This is a genomic window from Nocardiopsis sp. CC223A (genome assembly GCF_030766825.1).
In the GTDB taxonomy this organism is placed as follows: Bacteria; Actinomycetota; Actinomycetes; order Streptosporangiales; family Streptosporangiaceae; genus Nocardiopsis.
This window is the reverse complement of the sequence record NZ_JASFDV010000019.1, coordinates 26,523-45,138: the sequence shown is the minus strand read 5'-3', so window position 1 is coordinate 45,138 and position 18,616 is coordinate 26,523. Positions and strand designations below refer to the sequence as shown.

At 70.4% G+C, this 18,616-nt stretch carries 22 protein-coding genes; 12 read left to right on the top strand and 10 right to left on the bottom strand.

The genetic code is table 11. The annotated features are described in order from the left end of the window. Nucleotides 1-50: 50 nt before the first annotated feature. The gene (locus QJS33_RS10305) at nucleotides 51-1,574 is read right to left on the bottom strand and encodes an aldehyde dehydrogenase family protein (protein ID WP_306367673.1); all 1,524 of its coding nucleotides are present in this window, start codon (nucleotides 1,572-1,574) and stop codon (nucleotides 51-53) included. Between the two features lie 321 nt (nucleotides 1,575-1,895). Between QJS33_RS10305 and QJS33_RS10300 the strand changes: the two genes are divergently transcribed. Next, complete coding sequence (locus QJS33_RS10300; RefSeq protein WP_306367672.1) at nucleotides 1,896-2,558, top strand: class II aldolase/adducin family protein; 663 nt, start codon at nucleotides 1,896-1,898, stop codon at nucleotides 2,556-2,558. Nucleotides 2,559-2,730: 172 nt separating this feature from the next. Here the strand turns inward: QJS33_RS10300 and QJS33_RS10295 are convergent, their stop codons facing one another. Genes QJS33_RS10295 through QJS33_RS10280 form a run of 4 tightly spaced genes read right to left on the bottom strand, consistent with a single transcriptional unit; the run spans nucleotide 2,731 to nucleotide 5,431 of the window. Further along, nucleotides 2,731-3,285: a hypothetical protein gene (locus QJS33_RS10295; RefSeq protein WP_306367671.1), complete on the bottom strand. Its 555-nt coding sequence runs from the start codon at nucleotides 3,283-3,285 to the stop codon at nucleotides 2,731-2,733. Nucleotides 3,286-3,322: 37 nt separating this feature from the next. Next, nucleotides 3,323-3,604, bottom strand: a complete 282-nt coding sequence (locus tag QJS33_RS10290; RefSeq protein WP_306367670.1) for a helix-turn-helix transcriptional regulator — start codon at nucleotides 3,602-3,604, stop codon at nucleotides 3,323-3,325. After that, complete coding sequence (locus tag QJS33_RS10285; RefSeq protein ID WP_306367669.1) at nucleotides 3,594-4,463, bottom strand: ABC transporter permease; 870 nt, start codon at nucleotides 4,461-4,463, stop codon at nucleotides 3,594-3,596. Before QJS33_RS10285 ends, QJS33_RS10290 begins: the two co-directional genes overlap by 11 nt. After that, the gene (locus QJS33_RS10280) at nucleotides 4,460-5,431 is read right to left on the bottom strand and encodes an ABC transporter ATP-binding protein (RefSeq protein WP_372339630.1); all 972 of its coding nucleotides are present in this window, start codon (nucleotides 5,429-5,431) and stop codon (nucleotides 4,460-4,462) included. Before QJS33_RS10280 ends, QJS33_RS10285 begins: the two co-directional genes overlap by 4 nt. 298 nt (nucleotides 5,432-5,729) lie before the next feature. Between QJS33_RS10280 and QJS33_RS10275 the strand changes: the two genes are divergently transcribed. Next, nucleotides 5,730-6,122 (top strand): VOC family protein, encoded by a 393-nt coding sequence (locus QJS33_RS10275; protein WP_306367668.1) that lies wholly within the window; start codon nucleotides 5,730-5,732, stop codon nucleotides 6,120-6,122. A 1-nt stretch (nucleotide 6,123) separates the two neighbouring features. On the opposite strand, the gene QJS33_RS10270 is transcribed toward QJS33_RS10275, so the two are convergent. After that, complete coding sequence (locus tag QJS33_RS10270; RefSeq protein WP_306367667.1) at nucleotides 6,124-6,888, bottom strand: alpha/beta fold hydrolase; 765 nt, start codon at nucleotides 6,886-6,888, stop codon at nucleotides 6,124-6,126. Nucleotides 6,889-7,029: 141 nt separating this feature from the next. Here QJS33_RS10270 and QJS33_RS10265 point away from each other — a divergent pair, with 141 nt between their 5' ends. From QJS33_RS10265 to QJS33_RS10245, 5 genes are all read left to right on the top strand, one after another. Beyond that, nucleotides 7,030-7,542 (top strand): DinB family protein, encoded by a 513-nt coding sequence (locus QJS33_RS10265; RefSeq protein WP_306367666.1) that lies wholly within the window; start codon nucleotides 7,030-7,032, stop codon nucleotides 7,540-7,542. 192 nt (nucleotides 7,543-7,734) lie between these two features. Beyond that, entirely contained in the window at nucleotides 7,735-7,974 is a 240-nt protein-coding gene (locus tag QJS33_RS10260; RefSeq protein ID WP_306367665.1) for a hypothetical protein, read from the top strand. A 40-nt stretch (nucleotides 7,975-8,014) separates the two neighbouring features. Then, nucleotides 8,015-8,320, top strand: a complete 306-nt coding sequence (locus tag QJS33_RS10255; protein ID WP_306367664.1) for a type II toxin-antitoxin system prevent-host-death family antitoxin — start codon at nucleotides 8,015-8,017, stop codon at nucleotides 8,318-8,320. Further along, nucleotides 8,320-8,841 carry a type II toxin-antitoxin system RelE/ParE family toxin gene (locus tag QJS33_RS10250; protein ID WP_306367663.1) on the top strand — a complete coding sequence of 174 codons (522 nt, stop codon included), beginning with the start codon at nucleotides 8,320-8,322 and terminating at the stop codon, nucleotides 8,839-8,841. Before QJS33_RS10255 ends, QJS33_RS10250 begins: the two co-directional genes overlap by 1 nt. Before the next feature lie 381 nt (nucleotides 8,842-9,222). Beyond that, entirely contained in the window at nucleotides 9,223-10,032 is an 810-nt protein-coding gene (locus QJS33_RS10245) for an SURF1 family protein (RefSeq protein ID WP_306367662.1), read from the top strand. A gap of 440 nt (nucleotides 10,033-10,472) precedes the next feature. Here the strand turns inward: QJS33_RS10245 and QJS33_RS10240 are convergent, their stop codons facing one another. After that, the gene (locus QJS33_RS10240) at nucleotides 10,473-10,883 is read right to left on the bottom strand and encodes a DUF3817 domain-containing protein (protein ID WP_306367661.1); all 411 of its coding nucleotides are present in this window, start codon (nucleotides 10,881-10,883) and stop codon (nucleotides 10,473-10,475) included. Nucleotides 10,884-11,029: 146 nt separating this feature from the next. After that, nucleotides 11,030-12,526, bottom strand: coding sequence for a glycosyltransferase (locus QJS33_RS10235; protein ID WP_306367660.1), 1,497 nt, complete (start codon nucleotides 12,524-12,526; stop codon nucleotides 11,030-11,032). Between the two features lie 394 nt (nucleotides 12,527-12,920). Here QJS33_RS10235 and QJS33_RS10230 point away from each other — a divergent pair, with 394 nt between their 5' ends. From QJS33_RS10230 to QJS33_RS10220, 3 genes are all read left to right on the top strand, one after another. Further along, nucleotides 12,921-13,622, top strand: a complete 702-nt coding sequence (locus tag QJS33_RS10230) for a WbqC family protein (protein WP_306367712.1) — start codon at nucleotides 12,921-12,923, stop codon at nucleotides 13,620-13,622. A gap of 120 nt (nucleotides 13,623-13,742) precedes the next feature. Further along, the gene (locus QJS33_RS10225) at nucleotides 13,743-14,456 is read left to right on the top strand and encodes a PIG-L deacetylase family protein (protein ID WP_306367659.1); all 714 of its coding nucleotides are present in this window, start codon (nucleotides 13,743-13,745) and stop codon (nucleotides 14,454-14,456) included. Nucleotides 14,457-14,562: 106 nt separating this feature from the next. Further along, on the top strand, nucleotides 14,563-15,546 hold the full coding sequence (locus QJS33_RS10220; protein ID WP_306367658.1) for an NAD(P)-dependent oxidoreductase: 984 nt from the start codon (nucleotides 14,563-14,565) through the stop codon (nucleotides 15,544-15,546). A 522-nt stretch (nucleotides 15,547-16,068) separates the two neighbouring features. Here the strand turns inward: QJS33_RS10220 and QJS33_RS10215 are convergent. Together QJS33_RS10215 and QJS33_RS10210 are read right to left on the bottom strand one after the other, a co-directional pair. Beyond that, complete coding sequence (locus QJS33_RS10215; protein WP_306367657.1) at nucleotides 16,069-16,443, bottom strand: DUF202 domain-containing protein; 375 nt, start codon at nucleotides 16,441-16,443, stop codon at nucleotides 16,069-16,071. Next, on the bottom strand, nucleotides 16,440-16,802 hold the full coding sequence (locus tag QJS33_RS10210) for a YidH family protein (protein WP_306367656.1): 363 nt from the start codon (nucleotides 16,800-16,802) through the stop codon (nucleotides 16,440-16,442). Before QJS33_RS10210 ends, QJS33_RS10215 begins: the two co-directional genes overlap by 4 nt. A 230-nt stretch (nucleotides 16,803-17,032) precedes the next feature. Here QJS33_RS10210 and trxA point away from each other — a divergent pair, with 230 nt between their 5' ends. Together trxA and pstB are read left to right on the top strand one after the other, a co-directional pair. Beyond that, the gene (gene trxA / locus QJS33_RS10205) at nucleotides 17,033-17,407 is read left to right on the top strand and encodes a thioredoxin (protein WP_306367655.1); all 375 of its coding nucleotides are present in this window, start codon (nucleotides 17,033-17,035) and stop codon (nucleotides 17,405-17,407) included. 294 nt (nucleotides 17,408-17,701) lie between these two features. Continuing rightward, the gene (gene pstB / locus QJS33_RS10200; protein WP_306367654.1) at nucleotides 17,702-18,574 is read left to right on the top strand and encodes a phosphate ABC transporter ATP-binding protein PstB; all 873 of its coding nucleotides are present in this window, start codon (nucleotides 17,702-17,704) and stop codon (nucleotides 18,572-18,574) included. Nucleotides 18,575-18,616 lie beyond the last annotated feature (42 nt).

Genomic DNA, 18,616 nt, shown 5'->3' with positions numbered 1-18,616 from the left:
TCTCGTTGTTCTACCGGGGGATGCCGGGAAACCGACTCGTGCTGTCGCGGTCAGCCGAACCAGCGCTGCGGTTCGGGCGCCAGGTTGCGGTAGATGTGCTTGGCCTCCCGGTACTCGGCGAGCCCGGACGGGCCGAGTTCGCGGCCGATGCCGCTGCGGCCGAAGCCGCCCCACTCGGCGCCGGGGAAGTAGGGGCCGTAGTCGTTGACCCAGACGGTGCCGTGGCGCAGGGCCGCGGCCACGCGCTCGCCGCGCGCGGTGTCGTCGGTCCACACGCCGCCGGAGAGCCCGTAGTCGGTGTCGTTGCCCAGGGCGATCGCCTCCTCCTCGGTGCGGAAGCGCTCGACGGTGACGACCGGGCCGAACACCTCGGTCTGGACGATGTCCATGGAGCGGTCGCAGTCGACGAACACGGTGGGACGGTAGAAGTAGCCGTCCCGGAGCCCGGGGTCGTCGGGGCGCCGGCCGCCCGCGATGATGCGTGCGCCCTCCTCGACGCCGCGGGCGACGGCGGCCTCGACCTTGGCCCGGTGCTGCTCCGACACCAGCGGGCCGCAGCGCACCCCCTCGTCCTGGCCGCGGCCGATGCGGATGGCGTCGGCGCGGCGGGCCAGCTCGGCGGTGAAGGCGTCGTGGACGTCCTCGTGCACGATGAGCCGGGCCCCGGCCGAGCAGACCTGCCCGGAGTGGAAGAACGCGGCGGCGAGCGCGTAGTCCACGGCGGTGTCCAGGTCCACGTCCGGGAAGATGATGTTCGGGTTCTTGCCGCCCAGCTCCAGCGCGACCTTCTTGACAGTGGGCGCGGCGGCGGCCATGATCCGCCGCCCGGTGGCCAGGCCGCCGGTGAAGGACACCAGGTCCACACCGGGGTGCTCCGACAGGGGCGCGCCCGCCTCGGGGCCGCTGCCGGTGACCAGGTTGACGACCCCGGCGGGGACGCCCGCCTCCACCACCAGCTCCATGAGCTTGAGGCTGGTGACGGGGGTGACCTCGGTGGGCTTGATCACGCAGGTGTTCCCGGCGGCCAGGGCCGGGGCGAGCTTCCAGGAGAGCTGGAGCAGCGGGTAGTTCCACGGGGTGATGAGGCCGCAGACGCCGACGGGTTCGTACACGATCCGGCTCTGCACACCCGCGGGCGCGGACACCAGGCGGCCGGTGTCCTTGTCGGCCAGGCCCGCGTAGTAGCGGAAGACCTCGGTGACGTCGTCGACGTCGATGCCGCCCTCCTCCACGGTCTTGCCGGTGTCGAGGGACTCCTCCAGGGCGATCTCGGCCCGGTCCCGCTGGAGGAGGTCGGCGATGCGCTCCAGCAGGCGGGCGCGCTCGCCCGCCGTGGTGCCGCGCCACGGACCGGCGAAGGCCCGTCCGGCGGCGGCGATCGCATCCTCGGTGTCGGCCCGGCCGCCCTCGCTGACGACGGTCAGCACGGAGGCGTCGGCGGGGTCGATGATCTCCCGCACCCGGCCGTCGCGGGCGGCCCGCCACTGCCCGTCGATGTGGATGCTGGTGGCGCGGGTCGAGCCCGGAAGCGCCAGATAGGGCGCCTCCGGGAGGGTGTCATGGCGTTCGTTCACGGGCCCGGTGTGCCCTCGTCCGCTGGTCACAAACAACCTCTTCTCATAGGGCACTTGCGTCACAACACCCACAAACCGGCTCTGATCAGCACAAATGCTCGTAGGAGGCGTCGTCACCCGTGGTCCGCATCACGTAACCCAGGCGTAAAGAACCACACTCCGCGGGGGTTCGGGGTGGAGCCCACGCTCGAACCTGGGGAATACAGGGAAGAGTCTTTGACGTACATTTAGGTGTACCTAAGTGGTTCGCCCGGGTCCCGGGCGTCCGGCACCGACGGCCCGCCCCCGGGTCCCGACCGCGCACCTTGAGGAAATCACCAGATGTTGTTGGAGCAGGAACGACGGGATGTCTGCCTGACCGCCCGCACGCTCGCCGCCCTCCCCGGTATCGCCCCCGGTGAATCCGCCACCCTCAGTGTCCGCAACCAGGACCTGGTCGTCGTCACCCCGCACGGGGTGCCCCTGGACCAGATCCAGCCCGCCGACTGCCCGGTGATGTCGCTGGACGACCGGATGCTGGAGGGCCGCCGCGACCCGGCGGCCGAGACCACCCTGCACATGGCCGTGCACCGGCAGGCCGCCGACCACGGGAAGGGGGCGAGCGCGGTGGTGAACGCGTTCACCGCCGATACCGTCGCCGTGTCCTCGGTGCTGGTCGAGCTGCCGCCGATCCACCACCGCGCCGCCGCCCTGGGCGGGGCGATCGCGGTGACCCCGTACACCACCTACGGCAGCGGCGACATCGCCGACCAGGCGGTCAAGGCCCTCAAGGGCCGCGACGCCGCGCTGCTGGCCGACCACGGCGGGGTCGCCCTGGGCCGCGGCCTGGAGCACGCCCTGGAGAACCTGCGCCTGCTCGACTGGCTGTGCGCGGCCTACCTGCGCGCCCGCCGGCTGGGCGAGCCCCGCGTCCTCTCCGAGGACGAGCTCGCCGCCGTCTCCCGCCGCGACACCTACGGCTGGGCCGGCCCCGACATCTGGTGACCGGCCCGGCCCTGCCTACTCGGCTTCCAGCGCCACGACGCCGGGAAGGTCCCCGAACTTGGCCTCGGCGTTCCGGCTCACGAGAATTCTTCCGCTCTGTATCGCGTGCGCCGCGATGATCAGGTCCAGCGCCCCCGTTACTCGTAGGCGATGAGGGCGTTCGTGCCGCGGATCAGACGTCGTCTTCGTCGTCGGGACCCTCGTCAGGGCGGGTCCAGGCCAGGTAGCAGGCGGGGAACGCGGCGTGCAGCATGGCGGTGAAGAGCACCAGCGGCGTCAACACGGCCAGCGGCAGCTCCGCGTCCATGTCGATCCCGGGAGCCGCCGTCGCGAAGGCCGCGGTCACACCGATGAGCAGGGTCGCCAGTCCGGCGGTCACGTGGTGGCCGAGCCGGGTGGCCCGGTCCATCTCCGCCCGCTGGAACTCGTCCAGGCCGCGGTAGCCCATCACCCAGCGTGCGGCGATGTTGATCTGGGTGGCGAGCACCATGGTCAGCACTATCGCGACCAGGAACCCGACCAGAAAGATCAGCGAGGCCGGGGGCCACGAGTCGTCGATGACCAGGGGGAGGACGAGGAAAAGCGCGGTCGCCGACGTGCTGGCCGCCCAAGCGGCGACCGCGACGCGGCGGCGCGAGCGGGCCGCCCAGAACGCCCGCCGCCGCGGGTTCTCGATCATGGCGCGGATGCGCTCCTGGGTGCGGCCGTCCGGCTGTCCGATGAACATGGCGATCCTTCGTGGTGGTGCGGTCGGGTGCGGCGGCTCAGCCGCCGATGCGGGGGAAGGGCTCGGTGGAGAACACGACCTCCACCGGGACCTCGAAGTAGCGGGCGATCCTCAGGGCCAGGTGGAGGCTGGGGCTGTACTCGCCCCGCTCCAGGTAGCCCACGGTCTGGTAGTGCACCCCGAGCGCCTCGGCGAGCTGGCGGCGGGACACGTCCCGCTCCGCCCGCAGCATCGCGATGCGGTTGTAGATGACCTCGGCCGGACCGGCCGCCGCCCTGCCGCGGCGGCCGGTCCCACCCCTCTTCTCCTCAGTAGGCACGCTGCATCGCCTTCTCCCGGGCCGCTTGGACCCTCGATCCCGACGTCCTGCGGGTCATCCGGCGCAGCACCCACTGCGCGGCCACGAACCCGACCACGGCCCACAGTGCCAGAACCCCGGCGACCTGCGGCAGCTGCCAGGTCCCCGCGAGCTCGGCGGCGGCGTGGGCCTCGGGGAGCAGGGCGGCGCGCACACCCATGCCGGACCAGTAGACGGGGAAGACCTGGGCGACCGTCTGGAGCCAGGGGGGCATCACCGAGATCGGGGACATGATCCCGGAGACCATGGTCAGCCCGATCACCGGGATCATGATCAGGCCGACACCGGTGCGCGGGTTGCTCAGGGTGGCGCCGAGGACCGCGCCGATCGGCGCCAGGGCCGTCAGGGAGAGCACCGTCACCCAGACGAGGGTGAACGCACCGGTCGGGCCCTGGACCGCGAACCCGTCGATGAGGACCAGGCCGGGTGCCAGCATGAGCGCCAGGGCCGCCGCGGACATGGTGACGAGGTGCCAGGTCTTGCCGACCGCGTACCCCACCATCCCGGCGGGGGCGACGCGGGCCCGCAGCAGGGTCCCGTCCTCGCGTTCGCTGCCGATGACCTGGGCGACCGTGGCGGTGCCGAGCATGAGCAGCAGCACCGACACCCCGCCGGTCATCACCATCGCGGCGACCGGGGTGCCGCTTCCGTCGACGGTGTCGTCCCCGACGAACAGCGTCAGGACGATGAACACGAGGGGCATGGCGAGATAGCCGCCGATCACCTCCCCGGGACTGGTGAACGAGTTCTTGAACTCGATCCAGCCGCGCGAGAACCCGGCGCGGACGGCGTTGGGGACGGTCTTGGGAACGGGGTTCATCGGATCTCCTCGGCGAACTCGACGGCGGCGCGCTCCGCGTCGCCGGACTCGGAGCGCCGGACCAGGTCCAGGTAGACCTCCTCCAGCGAGGGGCCCAGCACCTTGAGGTCGGTGATGCCGTCACCGTGCACCCGGTACAGCTCGGCGATGTGCCGGGCCGGGTTGTCGGTGGCGTGCACGTGGCGGGCGCCGTCGACGCTCCAGGTGACCTCGCTGTGCATGCCGACCAGGGAGGACAGGCGGTCCGCGCTGCCGTCGGCGACGATGCGCCCGCCGGCGAGGATGAGGATGCGGTCGGCGAGCTTCTCCGCCTCGGCCAGGTCGTGGGTGGTGAGCAGGATGGTGGTGTCGTCCTCGTCGGCGAGCCGGTGCAGCAGTTCGTGGAAGTCGCGCCGGGCCCGGGGGTCCAGACCGGCTGTGGGTTCGTCGAGGAAGAGCAGTTCGGGGCGGCCGACCAGGCCCAGGGCCACGTCGACGCGACGGCGCTGGCCGCCGGAGAGGGTGCGCAGCCGCTTGTGGGCGTGCTCGGCCAGGCCCAGGGACGCCAGCAGCTCATCGGTGTCGTGGGGGCGGGGGCGGCCGGGCTCGGAGTAGGGGGCGTGGAAGCGGCCGAAGTGGTCGATGAGGTCGCGCACCTTCCAGGCGGCGTGGTCGCGCCAGGACTGCATGACCACGCCGATCCGGGCCCGCCAGCGCTCGTCGCCGCGGGCCGGGTCCATGCCCAGCACCTCGACCTCGCCGGCGGAGCGGGTCCGGAAACCCTCCAGGATCTCGACGGTGGTGGTCTTGCCGGCGCCGTTGGGGCCGAGCAGGGCGACGACCTCGCCGCGGCGGGCGGTCAGGTCGACGCCGCGCAGGACCTCGGTCGTCCCGTAGTTCATGCGCAGACCGCGAACGGTGATCGCGGCCGGCTCGGGTGTTCCGTGCGCCACCTCCCGGGCCACCGATCGCGCACTGGCATCCGCCATGTCCGTACCTCCTTCGTTGTCTCTCTGCTGCGATCGATAGTACATGTACTACATTCGACAGAACAAGCACTACACTTGGACGCAGAAGTGATACGGCCTGCCGCAGGCGGGCCCTCCCCGGCGAAAGCGCAGCTGGATGCGGGGGTGTGGCCGCATCCGGACAGGCCGCGGAAATCCCCCGTCCCCGTGTCGGCACCCCCCTGGACCCGGAAACCGGGTACGGATACTCAGGAAGGGCGCCGCCCCGAGGCGCCACACTGGTGCCGACGACCGCAGACCCCGCTGGGAGGCCCCCGAGATGCGCTGTAGCTACATCCGCCTACTCGTCGACGACTACGAAGCCTGCTTCCGGTTCTACTCCGACGTGCTCAAGCTCCCCGTGCTGCGCGGTGACGAGCACAGCCGCTACGCCGAGTTCGACGTGGACTCCACCACCCGCCTGGTGCTCAACCAGCGCGAGGTGATGGCCGAGGCCCTGGAGACGGACACCGCCGACCCCGAACTGCCCCACCAGGACCGGATGGCCGTGGTGTTCGAGGTGGACGACGTGGACGCGACCGCCGCCCGGCTGGTCGCCGACGGGGCGCGCCAGGTGATGGCGCCGCGCGACTGGACGGCCTGGGGGATCCGCGCCGCCCACTTCCGCGACCCGGACGGCTACCTGCTGGAGATCAGCAGCCCGCTCATCTGAATCACGGGGCCACGTGCTCCACCAGCAGCTCGTTGACCCGGTCCGCCCGCTCCACACCGAGCAGGTGCGCGGCTCCCGTGACGACCTCGAACCGGGAGTGGGCGATGCCGTCGGCGAGCCTGCGCCCGTGCCCGGGCGGCAGCATCGGATCGTGCGCGGCCGACACGACCAGGGCGGGCACCCGCACGCCCGCCACCAGGTGCCGCTGGTCCATCGTGTGCACCGCGTCGCACACCGAGGCGAACGTCGCGGGGTCGATCCGGCCCAGCTCCCCGGTGAACCGTTCCACCACGTCGGGGCGCTCCTGCACCATGTCGGGGGTGAACCAGGGCAGCGACACGTCGGCCAGCACCGACTCCATCCCGTCCTCGCGCACCCGGTCCGCCAGGCGGCTCCACCTGTGCGCGGGGGGCGTGCGCGGCGCCGCCGCCAGCAGGGCGATCCGCTCCAGGGTGCGCGGCGAGTTGGCGGCGATCCACACCACCAGCGAGGCGGCGAACCCGGCGCCCACAGCCGACACCCGTGCCAGGTCCAGCTTCTCCAGCAGCGCGAGCACGTCCAGGGCGAGGTCCTCGATCCCGCACGAGCCGACCGCGACCGGCGAGGAGCCGTGGCCGCGGTGGTTGATCCGCAGGACCCGGCGGTTGCGGGTCAGCTCGGGCATCTGCGGCTCCCACACCGACATGGTGGTGCCGAACGGTGGGACGAGCAGCACGACGGGCGCGTGCCGCGGTCCGTCGATCCGGTACTGGAGCGGAATGGTCATGAGGCCTCCGAGTCGCCAGAACGCCAGGGTATCCGTAAGCGCCCGGACACCACTCATGTTCTCCGCCAATGGAGGACAGAACCTGACCTCCACGCTTTCTAGGGTGGTACCACCGAGACGGCGACCCAGAAGGCGGCCACGATGACGACGGACACCGAGCGCACCTCCATCCTGAAGATGCTCGCGGACCAGCGGGACTTCCTCCGGCACACGGTCAAGGGGCTCGACGACGAGCAGGCCTCCCGGCGCACCACCGACAGCGAGCTGACCCTGGCGGGCCTGGTCAAGCACGTGACGCGGGTCGAGGAGAAGTGGATCCGGTTCGCCCAGGACGGCCCGCCCGCCGAGCCGGTCGACTACGAGGACCCGGCCGTCTGGAAGGAGCAGGCCGACAGTTTCACCCTGTCGGCCGGCGAGACCCTGGAGAGCACCCTCGCCCACTACGGTCGTGTCGCGGCCGCGACCGAGGAGTACGTCCGCTCACTGCCCGACCTGGATGCGGGCCACCCGCTCCCGGAGGCCCCGTGGTTCGAGCAGGGCGCCGCCTGGTCGGTCCGCGACGTACTCCTGCACATCCTCCGCGAGACCGCCCAGCACTGCGGCCACGCCGACATCATCCGCGAGTCCCTCGACGGCCAGAAGACCATGGGCTGACCGTGAGGATGTGCGGTGGCTTCTCCGGCGGGTCCGGCTCACGGGCCGACGCCGACCGGCCGTCTTCCACGGGATCTGTCGGCCCGCCCGGAGAAGCCGCCGCACGCGACCGGACGGGCGGCCGTGACCTCATCGGAGCACCCCCTGCGTGCCGCCCCTGACGTGGGCGCGCGAGGAACACCGCCGCCCGGGATGACGACCGTCGTCCCGGGCCGCCGGCAACTGCTCCTACCGGCCCGGCGGCCCCGCGGCGAGGATGGCGCACATGACGAAGGCACGGAGCACCTCCCCGACCGGCCCCTCGGACTCTCCCTCGGACCGGCGATCGGCATGGGTTTCGCCGCCGTCCCCACCGGCCTCATGCTGGGCGTCACCCTCGCCTACGCCCTCCCTTTCCCCCTGGCCCGGCGCACCGCGACCGCCGCGGAATGACCCCGTTGGCGACCTGCACATTTTTCTATACAGTTGAGGAATGGCGATTCTTGAGCACCCCCAGCGGATCAGCGTCACCGATGCGGCCAGACGCGGTGTCGCGGGCATCGTCCACGACGCGGAGCAGGGCACCGAGATCATCGTGACCAGAAGACACGAGCCGGTCGCGGCCGTGGTCTCCTTCGCCCGGCTGGCCGACCTGGAGCAGGCCGAGGCCGACCTCAGGGACTTGGCCCTCGTGATGGCCCGGGCGCTCACGGACAACGGCCGACGGACCTCCATGGACGACGTGCTGTCCGCCTTCGGGCACAGCCGTGCCTCGCTCGAAGAACTGCCCGAGGACTGATGGCCGAGATCGCCTTCACCGACGCCGCGCTCGACGATCTGCGCCGCCTCGGTCCGGACGTCGTACCGAAAGTCCTCAAGAAGATCCTGCTCCTGGAGGGGAACCCGGAGGCCGGATACCCTCTGGGCGGGGAGCTCACGGGGTTCCGCAAACTGATCGTCGGCCGCAGCACCTGGCGTGTGGTGTACCGCGTGACCGACGACAAGAACGTGGAGGTCTGCGAAATCTGGGCGGTCGGCGCCCGGGCGGACGCCCAGGTCTACTCCGAGGCCGCGCGAAGAGTGCGTCAGGCACCCGGGAACACTCCCGCCGTGCAGCGGCTCGCCGCCGTCATCGAACACTTGGGCCGGGGCGCCGGAGTGCCTCCGTCCGACCTCCGACCCGCGCGTGAACCGGTCCCGGGGTGGCTGGCCGACCGCCTGATCCATACCGCCGGCGTCCCCCCCGAAGAAGTGGCCGCACTCGGCCTGGAGCAGGCCGTGGACCTGTGGACCGCGTACCGCACCCGCCCTCGGCAGTGACCCCGGACACGCGAACGGGGTGCGCCCGAAGGCGCACCCCGCCGCGAAAGGCGGCGAGGGCCGCTTCCGCATCCCCCCTCAAAGTACGGAAGCGTCCCTCGCCTGGGAAGCGGCCTGCGACTCCTCCCCCCTGGAGTCGCGGCCTGAAAGGTCCGCACGCGGGCGGCTCGGTGCGCTCGGTGCCTCTGCGGCCCCGGAGCGACTTTGTCGTTCCGCGTTGATAGAGACACTACCCACCCCGACCTCGGTAGACAACCCTGTGTCACGAGAACTTACTTAAAGTGATCGCCATTCCTCCGTCGATGCCGCCCCAAGCCACCGCGCGCAGTGTCAACCCGGGGTCATGACCGACTCCTCCGAAGGCGCACATAGCCTGGTCGGGTGAGATCACCGCTGCTCAGTCCCCGATGGATCGGCATCCACCTCGGCATCCTCCTGGTCGCCGCGGTGTGCGTCGCCGGTACCGCCTGGCAGTTCGTCCGCGCCTTCGAGCCGGACCGCGAGGTCATCACCAATCCGGTGGCGGACCTCGCCGACGCCGCACCGCTCCAGGACCTCCTCGAACCCGGCGAGTACATGCACCCGGAGACCCTCGCCAACACGGCGGTCACCGTCACCGGCCGCTACTCCCCCGAGGACACGCTGCTGGTGCCGCGCACCGAGGACGGTGTCCGCGGCCACGACGTCATCCTGCCGCTGGTCACCGAGGACGGCTCCGCCGTCACCGTCGACCGCGGCTGGGTCCCCGAGGGCACGGCGGCCCCCGGGGTCCCCGACGACGAGGTGACCGTCACCGGCTGGCTGCTGCCGCCGGTCTCCGACGGCGGCTTCACCCCCGTCGCCACCGAGGACGGGACGGTGGAACGGATCGCCACCTCGCTGCTGGTCAACGAGTGGGACCACCCCCTCTACGAGGGGTACGTCATCCTGCCCGCGGGCGATCCTGCGGTCGAGGGCCTCACCCCGGCGCCGCCGCCCGAGCCGCCCACCGGGTTCACGGTCAACTGGCGCAGCCTGAGCTACACCGTCCAGTGGGCGATGTTCGGCGTCTCCGCCCTGGTGTTCTGGATCCTGCTGATGCGGCGGGAACTGGCGGACGCGCGGGCGACCCAGGACGCACAGGAGGCCCCCTCCGAACCGGAGAAGGCCCCTGACCCGGGAGAAGATCAACCCGCGGCCGCGGGCTCCTGAACCAGGACGGCATCCCCGGCCTGGTGTCCCGGACCCTGCCGATGCGGCGGGAACCGACGGACGCGCGGGCGACCCAGGACGCACAGGAGGCCCCCTCCGAACCGGAGAAGACCCCTGACCCGGGAGAAGACCAACCCGCGGCCGCAGGCTCCTGAACCAGGACGGCATCCCCGGCCTGGTATCCCGGACCCTGCCGATGCGGCGGGAACCGACGGACGCACGGGCGACCCAGGACGCACAGGAGGCCCCCTCCGAACCGGAGAAGACCCCTGACCCGGGAGAAGACCAACCCGCGGCCGCAGGCTCCTGAACCAGGACGGCATCCCCGGCCTGGTATCCCGGACCCTGCCGATGCGGCGGGAACCGACGGACGCGCGGGCGACCCAGGACGCACAGGAGGCCCCCTCCGAACCGGAGAAGGCCCCGGACCCGGGAGAAGATCAACCCGCGGCCGCAGGCTCCTGAGCCGGAGCGGCGTCCCCGGCCTCCTTCGCCTTCTCCGCCCGCACGACCCGGTGCTCGACCACGAAGCCGAGGACCGGGATGGTGCCGGCCAGCACCACACCGAGCGTCTTGGGCGCGCTCCAGCGGCGGTCGAGGGCGACCCACAGCACCACGAGCACGTACACCATGTAGATGTAGCCGTGCGGCATGGCGATGAACAGCATCAGCGGCGACTCGGGCCCGAACCACTGTTCCAGGCCGAACGGCGCCGGCATCAGGGAGAACCGGGCGGTCTCCCCGATGAGGTACTTGGCGGGCATGGCCACGAAGGTCAGGCCCAGCAGGAAGACACCGGTCACATAGGCCAGCACCCGGTACAACCCCAACGACACACGGCTCTTGTCCACCGTTGCTCCACACCCACTCGGACGATCTCGCACCCCGCGAAGGTCCGGGGCCCTTTTCCGAGGCTAAACGCTGTCCGAAACCGGCCGCCCCCGGGGTGGCGCGTGCCGTCCCCCACACCGCGCGGCGCCCACCCCGCCGCGCGGGGTCACTTCTTGGCGACGCGGTCGGGGCTGGCCCACCGGCCGTCCGACCGGGCGGTCCAGGCCCGCGGGATCATCTTGAGCGTGATGAAGGCGTCCACCACCCGGATCGGGAAGAAGAACAGCCCGTACACGAGGTACGACGGCCGCCGCCGGATCGCGGTCATGACGCAGGTGAGCATGTAGTCGGGGATGAGCAGGCCCATGGCCAGCGCCGTCAGCGGCAGGAACGCCGTGACCGCGGTGAACGACGTCCCCACGAAGGGCACCGCCACGAACGCCTCCCCGGCGATCGTGCCGACCAGGACGAACCCGGCGATGATCGTGGTCAGCAGCAGGACGAGCGAGACCACCACGACCTCGAAGATGTACAGCCCGAGGAACACCCAGAACATGCTGGGCCAGATCCCGTGCCGGCGCACCGTCTGCCAGAACCCCAGCGTCCACCGGCCCACCTGCTTGCGGTAGTCGGAGAACGTGAACGGGTCCTGGCTGTAGGCCTTGGTGTCCGGCCGCATCGAGATCCGCCCCAGGCGCTTGTGCTGCACCTCGAACGTCATGTTGAAGTCCTCGATGACCAGGCCCTTGGGGTTGACCTCGATCTCCCGCAGCGCCTCGCTGCGGTACACGCTGGCGAATCCGGGGACGATGAACGACGCGTTGGTCCCCCGCCAGGTCTGCCCGAACCGCATGAAGTACTGGAGCATGAAGTAGAGGCGGTCCCGGTAGGCGGAGATCATCCGCCCGACGAAGGTCCGCTCGTGCGGCTTCCACTCCGACACCACGAACCCGGCGACGGCGGCGACCTTGGGGTCGCGCAGCTGGCGCCGGACCCCGTCGACGTACCCCTCGTCGAGTTCGGTGTCGGCGTCGAGGATGAGCACGCCGTCGTAGTTCTCGGTGAGCGCGAACTCCTCGATGACGGCCTCGATGGCCCCGGCCTTGCCGCGGTTGGTGAGCAGCTCCAGGACGTTGACACCGGTCTTGGCGGCGATCTCGGCGGTGGAGTCCTTGGAGGAGTCCGACACGACGTAGATGTCCCACCGGGGGAACAGGCTCAGCGCCGAGCCGATGGCCCCGTGGATGACCGGTTCCTCGTTGTGGGCGGGGATGATCACGGCGAGGGTGGCGTCCCGGGGGTCCTCCCCCTCCCGGGTCGCCGGAGCGCCCTCGGCCTCGGCGCCCTCGGCACCGTCGGCGGGGCCGCCGGCTCCGACGAGGACGCGCTCGCGAGAGCGGACGGCGCGACGTTCGCCGGCCGTGACGTCGCGCCGCAGCACGGTACGGACGGAGTCGTCGCCCAGGCGCAGCAGCCCGACGACGGTCCAGAGCAGAAGATTGGCGCCGAAGGCGAGCCAGAGGAACACGTACCCGACGGGGCCGAGCCCTGCCGCCGCGGCCATGTCGGTCGCGAAGTCGAACCAGAGTACGAAGAGTGTGACGGCGATTGCCAGGGCGATGAGCCCGATCAGCAGGCCGCCGACGAAGCGAACGATACGCACAGCCTTGGGACCCCTCCCGAAAGTCAGCGGTTTCGGACCGACATTAACCCGCTAAGTCGGCGTTAGGTTGACGCCCTGCCACCTGGAGGGGTTCACCCGAGTTCGCGTCCTATGTAGGCCACGGAAATCGTATACACGGGCTTGCGTGAAGTGGTACCCATTAGAAGATATTTGAGATCGGGGACCGGGGGCGCACGCGCCGTCGGTTTATCCCCGGACGGCCCTGATACGCAGGGTTCCGCGCGTTCCGAGACGGACGGAGACGAGGAGAGTGCACGGCGTGATCGGTGAGTCCGCTTCCCCATCACCCGGGCCTGCCCCCGCCGCCTCGGGTCGAGAGCCCGACGTCGACGCGCCGACCGGCCCGGGCTCCTCGCCGGACCGACGAGTCCGGGTGGCGATCCACCAGCCGCACTACCTGCCGTGGCTGGGCATGGTCGACAAGCTCGACCGCTGCGACCGCTTCGTCGTCCTCGACACGGTCCAGTTCGAACGCCGGGGATGGCAGAACCGGAACTATGTGGCCGGACGTGGCCGCCCGGTGCTATTGACAGTTCCGGTGACACAGGGCAGTCGAGACGACCTAATTCTGGACAAAGAGATCGACAACAACCAGAAATGGAGGGCGAAACACCTCAAGGCACTGGCCGAGCACTGCTATCCGAAGACTCCCTACTGGAACGATTACAAGGAAGAAATCGCCCACCTGTACGAGACCGAGTGGGACAACCTCGCGGCCCTGGCCATCGCCACGACGCGGATGGTGATGCGCGGATTCGGCATCGACACGCCGATCCTGCGCGCGAGCGAGATCGGTGACTTCCCCGGCCGCAAGACCGAACTGCTGGCCCAGATCTGTACCAAGGCCGGAGCGTCCGTCCTGCTCTCCGGTGACGGGGCCCGGGACTACCTCGACCCGCAGATCCTGCTCCGTTACGGGATCGACGTCGAGTGGCAGGGATTTCGGCACCCGGTCTACCGCCAGTACCAGCGGGAGACCGAGGACTTCGCTCCCCGACTGTCGGCGATCGACCTGCTGCTCAACGCGGGTCCGGACGCCCTGGAGATCCTCCGTCGAGCGAGAACGCAGAGCTGATCTCACACGAGCCGATCTCCCCGTGGCGGCACCGCGGCCGCCGTGTCACCCGGGGCGCCCCGCAGCCGCACCGCTCGCGGGCGTGCGCCCCCAACACTCGGTAAAGGACGGGAAACCAGCATGACGACGGACTGGTCCCAGGAACGCATCCTGGTCTTCGCACCACACCCGGACGACGAGACGCTCGGCTGCGGCGGCCTCATGAGCAAGGCCAAGGCCGGGGGCGCCGAGGTCTTCGTGCAGTTCATGACCGTCGGGGACACCGCAGACCAGTCGCCGAAGGGTTTCTCCACCGCGGAGGAGCGCTACGCCGAGATCAAGAAGGTCGCCGACCACTTCGGCTGGGACGACTGGCACATGGCGCTGCCCGGCGACGAGTACCACCTGAGACTGGACGCCGTTCCCCGCGTGAACCTCACCCAGATCATCGAGAGCAGCAGCCCGCTGTCCGTCTCGCGGCTGCGCCCGACCGTGGTCATCGCCCCCCACCGGACCAGCTACAACCAGGACCACCAGGTCACGGCCGAGGCGGTGCACACCGCCCTGCGCCCGTCCGACAGGGAGCTGCGCCACCACCCCCGCCTGGTGCTCGCCTACGAGGAGGCCGCCGACCAGTGGCGGCTGGAGCAGGCGCCCTCGCCCAACCTCATCGTGGAACTGTCCGAGAAGGAGGTGGGGGACAAACTCCTCGGCATGGAGCTGTACGGGTCGCAGAGCCACCGGCACCCGCACACCCGCTCGGAGTTGACCCTGCGCAGTCTGGCCGTCCTCCGGGGCATGCAGGCCGGCGTCGCCTTCGGCGAGGGCTTCCACATCCTGCGCTGTCTGGCCTGAGAGGTACCGGGGCCCGGCCCCGGCACCGAGACTCCCCCGCCCGTCCCATTTCGCGTCACCTCCCCAGTGAAGAAACAAGTCAACGCCTGAAAATGGAGGGGAAACCATGAAGGCTATGGTCACCGGAGGAGCCGGTTTCATCGGCTCCCACCTGTGCGACCACCTCGTCGCACAGGGGCACGAGGTGGTCGTCCTGGACGACCTGTCGACCGGCTCCGAGCAGAATCTGGTCCAACTGGAGAACTCACCCGGATTCCGCTTCGTGCAGGGGGACATCTTGGACCGGGACCTGGTCGACGACCTGGTCTCGCAGGCCGACACGGTGTTCCACCTGGCGGCGGCGGTGGGCGTCTACAACATCGTGGACGAGCCGCTGCGGTCGCTGCGGATCAACCTGCACGGTACGGAGAACGTGGTGGAGGCCGCGGTCCGCCACCGGGTGCCCTACATGGTCGCGTCCACCAGCGAGGTCTACGGCAAGAACGACGCCGACGGGCTCAAGGAGGACGACGACCGGATCTACGGGTCGCCGACCAAGAGCCGCTGGTCCTACGCCGCCGCCAAGGGTCTGGACGAGCTGGTGGCCTACGTGCACGGCGCCGAATCCGGTGTCCCCTGCGTGATCACCCGCTTCTTCAACGTGGTGGGCCCCCGCCAGACCGGCCGTTACGGGATGGTCGTGCCCCGGTTCGTCGACCAGGCGCTCTCCGGACGGCCCATCACCGTCTACGGCACCGGGACGCAGCGCCGCTGCTTCGGATCGGTGTTCGACGTGGTGCCCGGCATGTTGGCGCTGATGGACACTCCGGCGGCCTACAACCGGGCGGTCAACCTGGGCGGGCACGAGGAGGTGTCCATCAAGGGACTGGCCGACCGCGTGGTGGAACTGACCGGGTCGGACAGCGAGATCGTGTACATCGACTACGACGAGGCCTACGGCGAGGGCTACGAGGACATGCAGCGCCGCTACCCCGACACCTCGTTGGCCAAGACCCTGGTCGGGTACGAGCCGACCCGCGACCTCAACGCCATCATCAACTCGATCGTGGAGCACCGCCGGGCGCAGGACACCGTCCCGCAGCCCGTCTAGCACCGGCCCGACCGCTCCTCACCCGCCCCAGGGCCGGAGCCGACGCCTCATGACTCCCGCCCGCCGAGGGCATCCCACTCCATCCCCGCTCATGGAGGACTCCCCGTCGAGGGGACCGATCTCCCCCCTGCCCCGGGGAGACCGCAGAAACGACGGACAGCGGTACCCGGCAGGAGCAGTGACCGCCCGCGCCCCGCCGCGGGCACCCGAACCCCCCTCCGCGTGCCCGCACCGCGCGTGCACGATCGTCCGCCCGCAGGTACGGGCCCCGCTCTTCGGGGCCGGTGGCCGACAGCGGAGCGGACGGGCCGTGACGGCGGCCCCTCCCGCCGGGACCCCGTCCGGTCCGACGGCCCCGATCGCGGAGGGCGCGACCGGCCGGGGGCGCACCGCCGCGATCCGCCCGGCGGACGGCGCCGGCACGACCGCACAGAGCAGGAGCAGAAACAGGAGCAGAGCAGGCACGGGGCGGGCACACGACCCGAGGCGCGGACACCGCACCGACCGCCCGGGGACACGCCCTCAGCCCAGGAGCACCGCCGCGATCTGGACGACGGCCAGCACCAGAACAGCCCCACAGAGCAGGAACATGGCCCAGGGCGCGGACACCGAGCGCAGCGGTCCGCCGGTGCCGTCGGGATCTCTCAGCCCCTCGCGGCTGCGCCGCCAGCGCAGCCACAGGTGCAGGCCCACGGAGGCGGCGACGAACAGGAAGGCGATCATCAGAGCCATCCGCAGCACGGGCGGTGCCTGGGGCACCGAGGTGGCCCCCTCCGTCAGCTCGCCGCGCAGGAACAGCAGGCCCACCACCACCAGCAGGACCAGGGTGCGCTGCCACGCGAGCAGGGTGCGCTCGGGCTGGAGGCCCGGATCCCCCCGGTCGGCCGGGCTCTTCACAGCAGATGCCCCAGCAGCAACACCAGGCACACCAGCCCTACCGCGAACGTGGTCAGCAGCGGCAGCAGGCTCATCTTCAGGGTGCCGCCGTCGCGCATGATGCGCTGGACCCGGTACCAGCGCATCGGGGCGTAGAGGGTGATGACGGCGGCCAGGGCCGCCAGGGTCAGGCCGACCACCGTGCGCGGCCCCTCCTCCCAGCCCAGGGGGAGCAGGTGCAGAACGGCCACCGCCCCGGCGAGCAGGGCCAACGCGGTGCGCACCCAGGCCAGGAAGGTGCGCTCGTTGGCCAGGGTGAAACGGTAGTCGACGGTGTCGCCGCCCTTCCCCGTGTCCCCGTCGGCCGTTTCGGCGCCCATCGAACCCCCTTCTCGCCCCCCGTCCCGCCACGTTAGCCCCATCTTCACCTTCCACCCAAACAGGTATTGACCACGTGTTATGTAGGAATCTTCCGGTCGGCCACGGGCCCCGGGGGCGTCCTGCGAGCATGTGGAACAAACGAGTGGGCACGATCGCTGTAGTCCACCGAAGAGGAAGGCGGCCGGGCCCCGGCCCGACCGCCCGACACCGACAGATGGCAGGAGAACCCGTGGCCACCCTCGAACTCACCAAGGACAACTTCGCGGAAACGCTGAAGGACAACGACTTCGTCCTCATCGACTTCTGGGCGGACTGGTGCGGACCCTGCCGGCAGTTCGCCCCGGTCTTCGAGCAGTCCTCGGTGAAGAACACCGACATCGTGCACGCCAAGGTGGACACCGAGGCGGAGCGCGAGCTCGCCTTCGAGTTCAAGATCCAGTCCATCCCGACCCTGATGATCGTGCGGGACCAGACCGTCATCTACAGTGAGCCGGGCGCCCTGCCGTCCGAGGCCCTGGAGAGCCTGATCACCCAGGCCCGCGAACTGGACATGGACGAGGTCCGGCAGAAGATCGCCGAACAGACCGACGAAGCGGGCGCCTGAACGGGCGGCACCGCACAGAGCTCCGGTGCCCCGGCCGCGCGGCCGGGGCACCGCCGCACGCCCCGGCGGGCCGCCGGGGCGCAATCCGGACGGCGTGGAACCGACCCGAGCGGTTCGGTGACCGGCGGGCAACGGTCCGCGTCATCACACATCCGAGTCCACCGCCCACGTTCATCCAGGCCACGGGGATCGTTCACCGTCGCTTCACCTGGACATATTTGCATGGGTTCGACCGCGCTCCGGCGGTTCACCCCTCATGAGCCCGCAAGCACCGTCCGACCCGGAAGTGGCACCATGTCCATCAGCAACACCGCGTCCACTCGTGGCACCGACTCCGGTCGCGGAGTCGCCCCCGACACCGTCCGGTACAACCGCGAGGTGCCCGGGCTGGGCGACCCCGTCTTCGACGTTTCCGGCCTCTCCATCTACTACGGTTCCAACAAGGCCGTGCGCGACGTCGACCTCAAGGTCGGACCGCGTCAGATCACCGCCATGATCGGCCCCTCCGGCTGCGGTAAGAGCACGGTGCTGCGCACGCTCAACCGGATGAACGACCTCATCCCCGGCGCCCGTATCGAGGGCAAGGTCGAGTACCACGGCGAGGACCTGTACGCCTCGCACGTCGACCCCATCGAGGTCCGCCGCCGCATCGGGATGGTCTTCCAGAAGCCCAACCCGTTCCCCAAGTCGATCTACGACAACGTCGCCTACGGCCCGCGCATCAACGGCGTACGCGGCAACATGGACGACCTGGTCGAGGAGACCCTCACCAAGGCCGCGCTGTGGGACGAGGTCAAGGACAAGCTCAAGGAGAGCGCCTTCGCCCTCTCCGGCGGCCAGCAGCAGCGCCTGTGCATCGCCCGGACCGTCGCGGTGAACCCCGAGGTCATCCTCATGGACGAGCCGTGCTCGGCGCTGGACCCGATCGCCACGCTCAAGATCGAGGACCTGATGTACGAGCTGGCGGCCGAGTACACCATCGTCATCGTCACCCACAACATGCAGCAGGCCGCGCGCGTCTCCGACCGCACCGCGTTCTTCACCGCGGGCGTCGACGACAAGGGCGACCGCTACGGCAGCCTGGTGGAGTTCGACGAGACCGCGACGATCTTCAGCAAGCCGGCCGACCAGCGCACCGAGGACTACATCTCCGGCCGCTTCGGCTGATCGGCAGAGCAGCCGACCGGGACCCTCCGCAGACCTCTTCGA

Coding starts and splice junctions, on each gene's coding strand:
- QJS33_RS10300 (WP_306367672.1), top strand. CDS start 1,896: ATGTTGTTGGAGCAGGAACGACGGGATGTCTGCCTGACCGCCCGCACG.
- QJS33_RS10295 (WP_306367671.1), bottom strand. CDS start 3,285: ATGTTCATCGGACAGCCGGACGGCCGCACCCAGGAGCGCATCCGCGCC.
- QJS33_RS10285 (WP_306367669.1), bottom strand. CDS start 4,463: ATGAACCCCGTTCCCAAGACCGTCCCCAACGCCGTCCGCGCCGGGTTC.
- QJS33_RS10280 (WP_372339630.1), bottom strand. CDS start 5,431: ATGGCGGATGCCAGTGCGCGATCGGTGGCCCGGGAGGTGGCGCACGGA.
- QJS33_RS10275 (WP_306367668.1), top strand. CDS start 5,730: ATGCGCTGTAGCTACATCCGCCTACTCGTCGACGACTACGAAGCCTGC.
- QJS33_RS10270 (WP_306367667.1), bottom strand. CDS start 6,888: ATGACCATTCCGCTCCAGTACCGGATCGACGGACCGCGGCACGCGCCC.
- QJS33_RS10265 (WP_306367666.1), top strand. CDS start 7,030: ATGACGACGGACACCGAGCGCACCTCCATCCTGAAGATGCTCGCGGAC.
- QJS33_RS10260 (WP_306367665.1), top strand. CDS start 7,735: ATGACGACCGTCGTCCCGGGCCGCCGGCAACTGCTCCTACCGGCCCGG.
- QJS33_RS10255 (WP_306367664.1), top strand. CDS start 8,015: ATGGCGATTCTTGAGCACCCCCAGCGGATCAGCGTCACCGATGCGGCC.
- QJS33_RS10250 (WP_306367663.1), top strand. CDS start 8,320: ATGGCCGAGATCGCCTTCACCGACGCCGCGCTCGACGATCTGCGCCGC.
- QJS33_RS10225 (WP_306367659.1), top strand. CDS start 13,743: ATGACGACGGACTGGTCCCAGGAACGCATCCTGGTCTTCGCACCACAC.
- QJS33_RS10220 (WP_306367658.1), top strand. CDS start 14,563: ATGAAGGCTATGGTCACCGGAGGAGCCGGTTTCATCGGCTCCCACCTG.
- QJS33_RS10210 (WP_306367656.1), bottom strand. CDS start 16,802: ATGGGCGCCGAAACGGCCGACGGGGACACGGGGAAGGGCGGCGACACC.
- pstB (WP_306367654.1), top strand. CDS start 17,702: ATGTCCATCAGCAACACCGCGTCCACTCGTGGCACCGACTCCGGTCGC.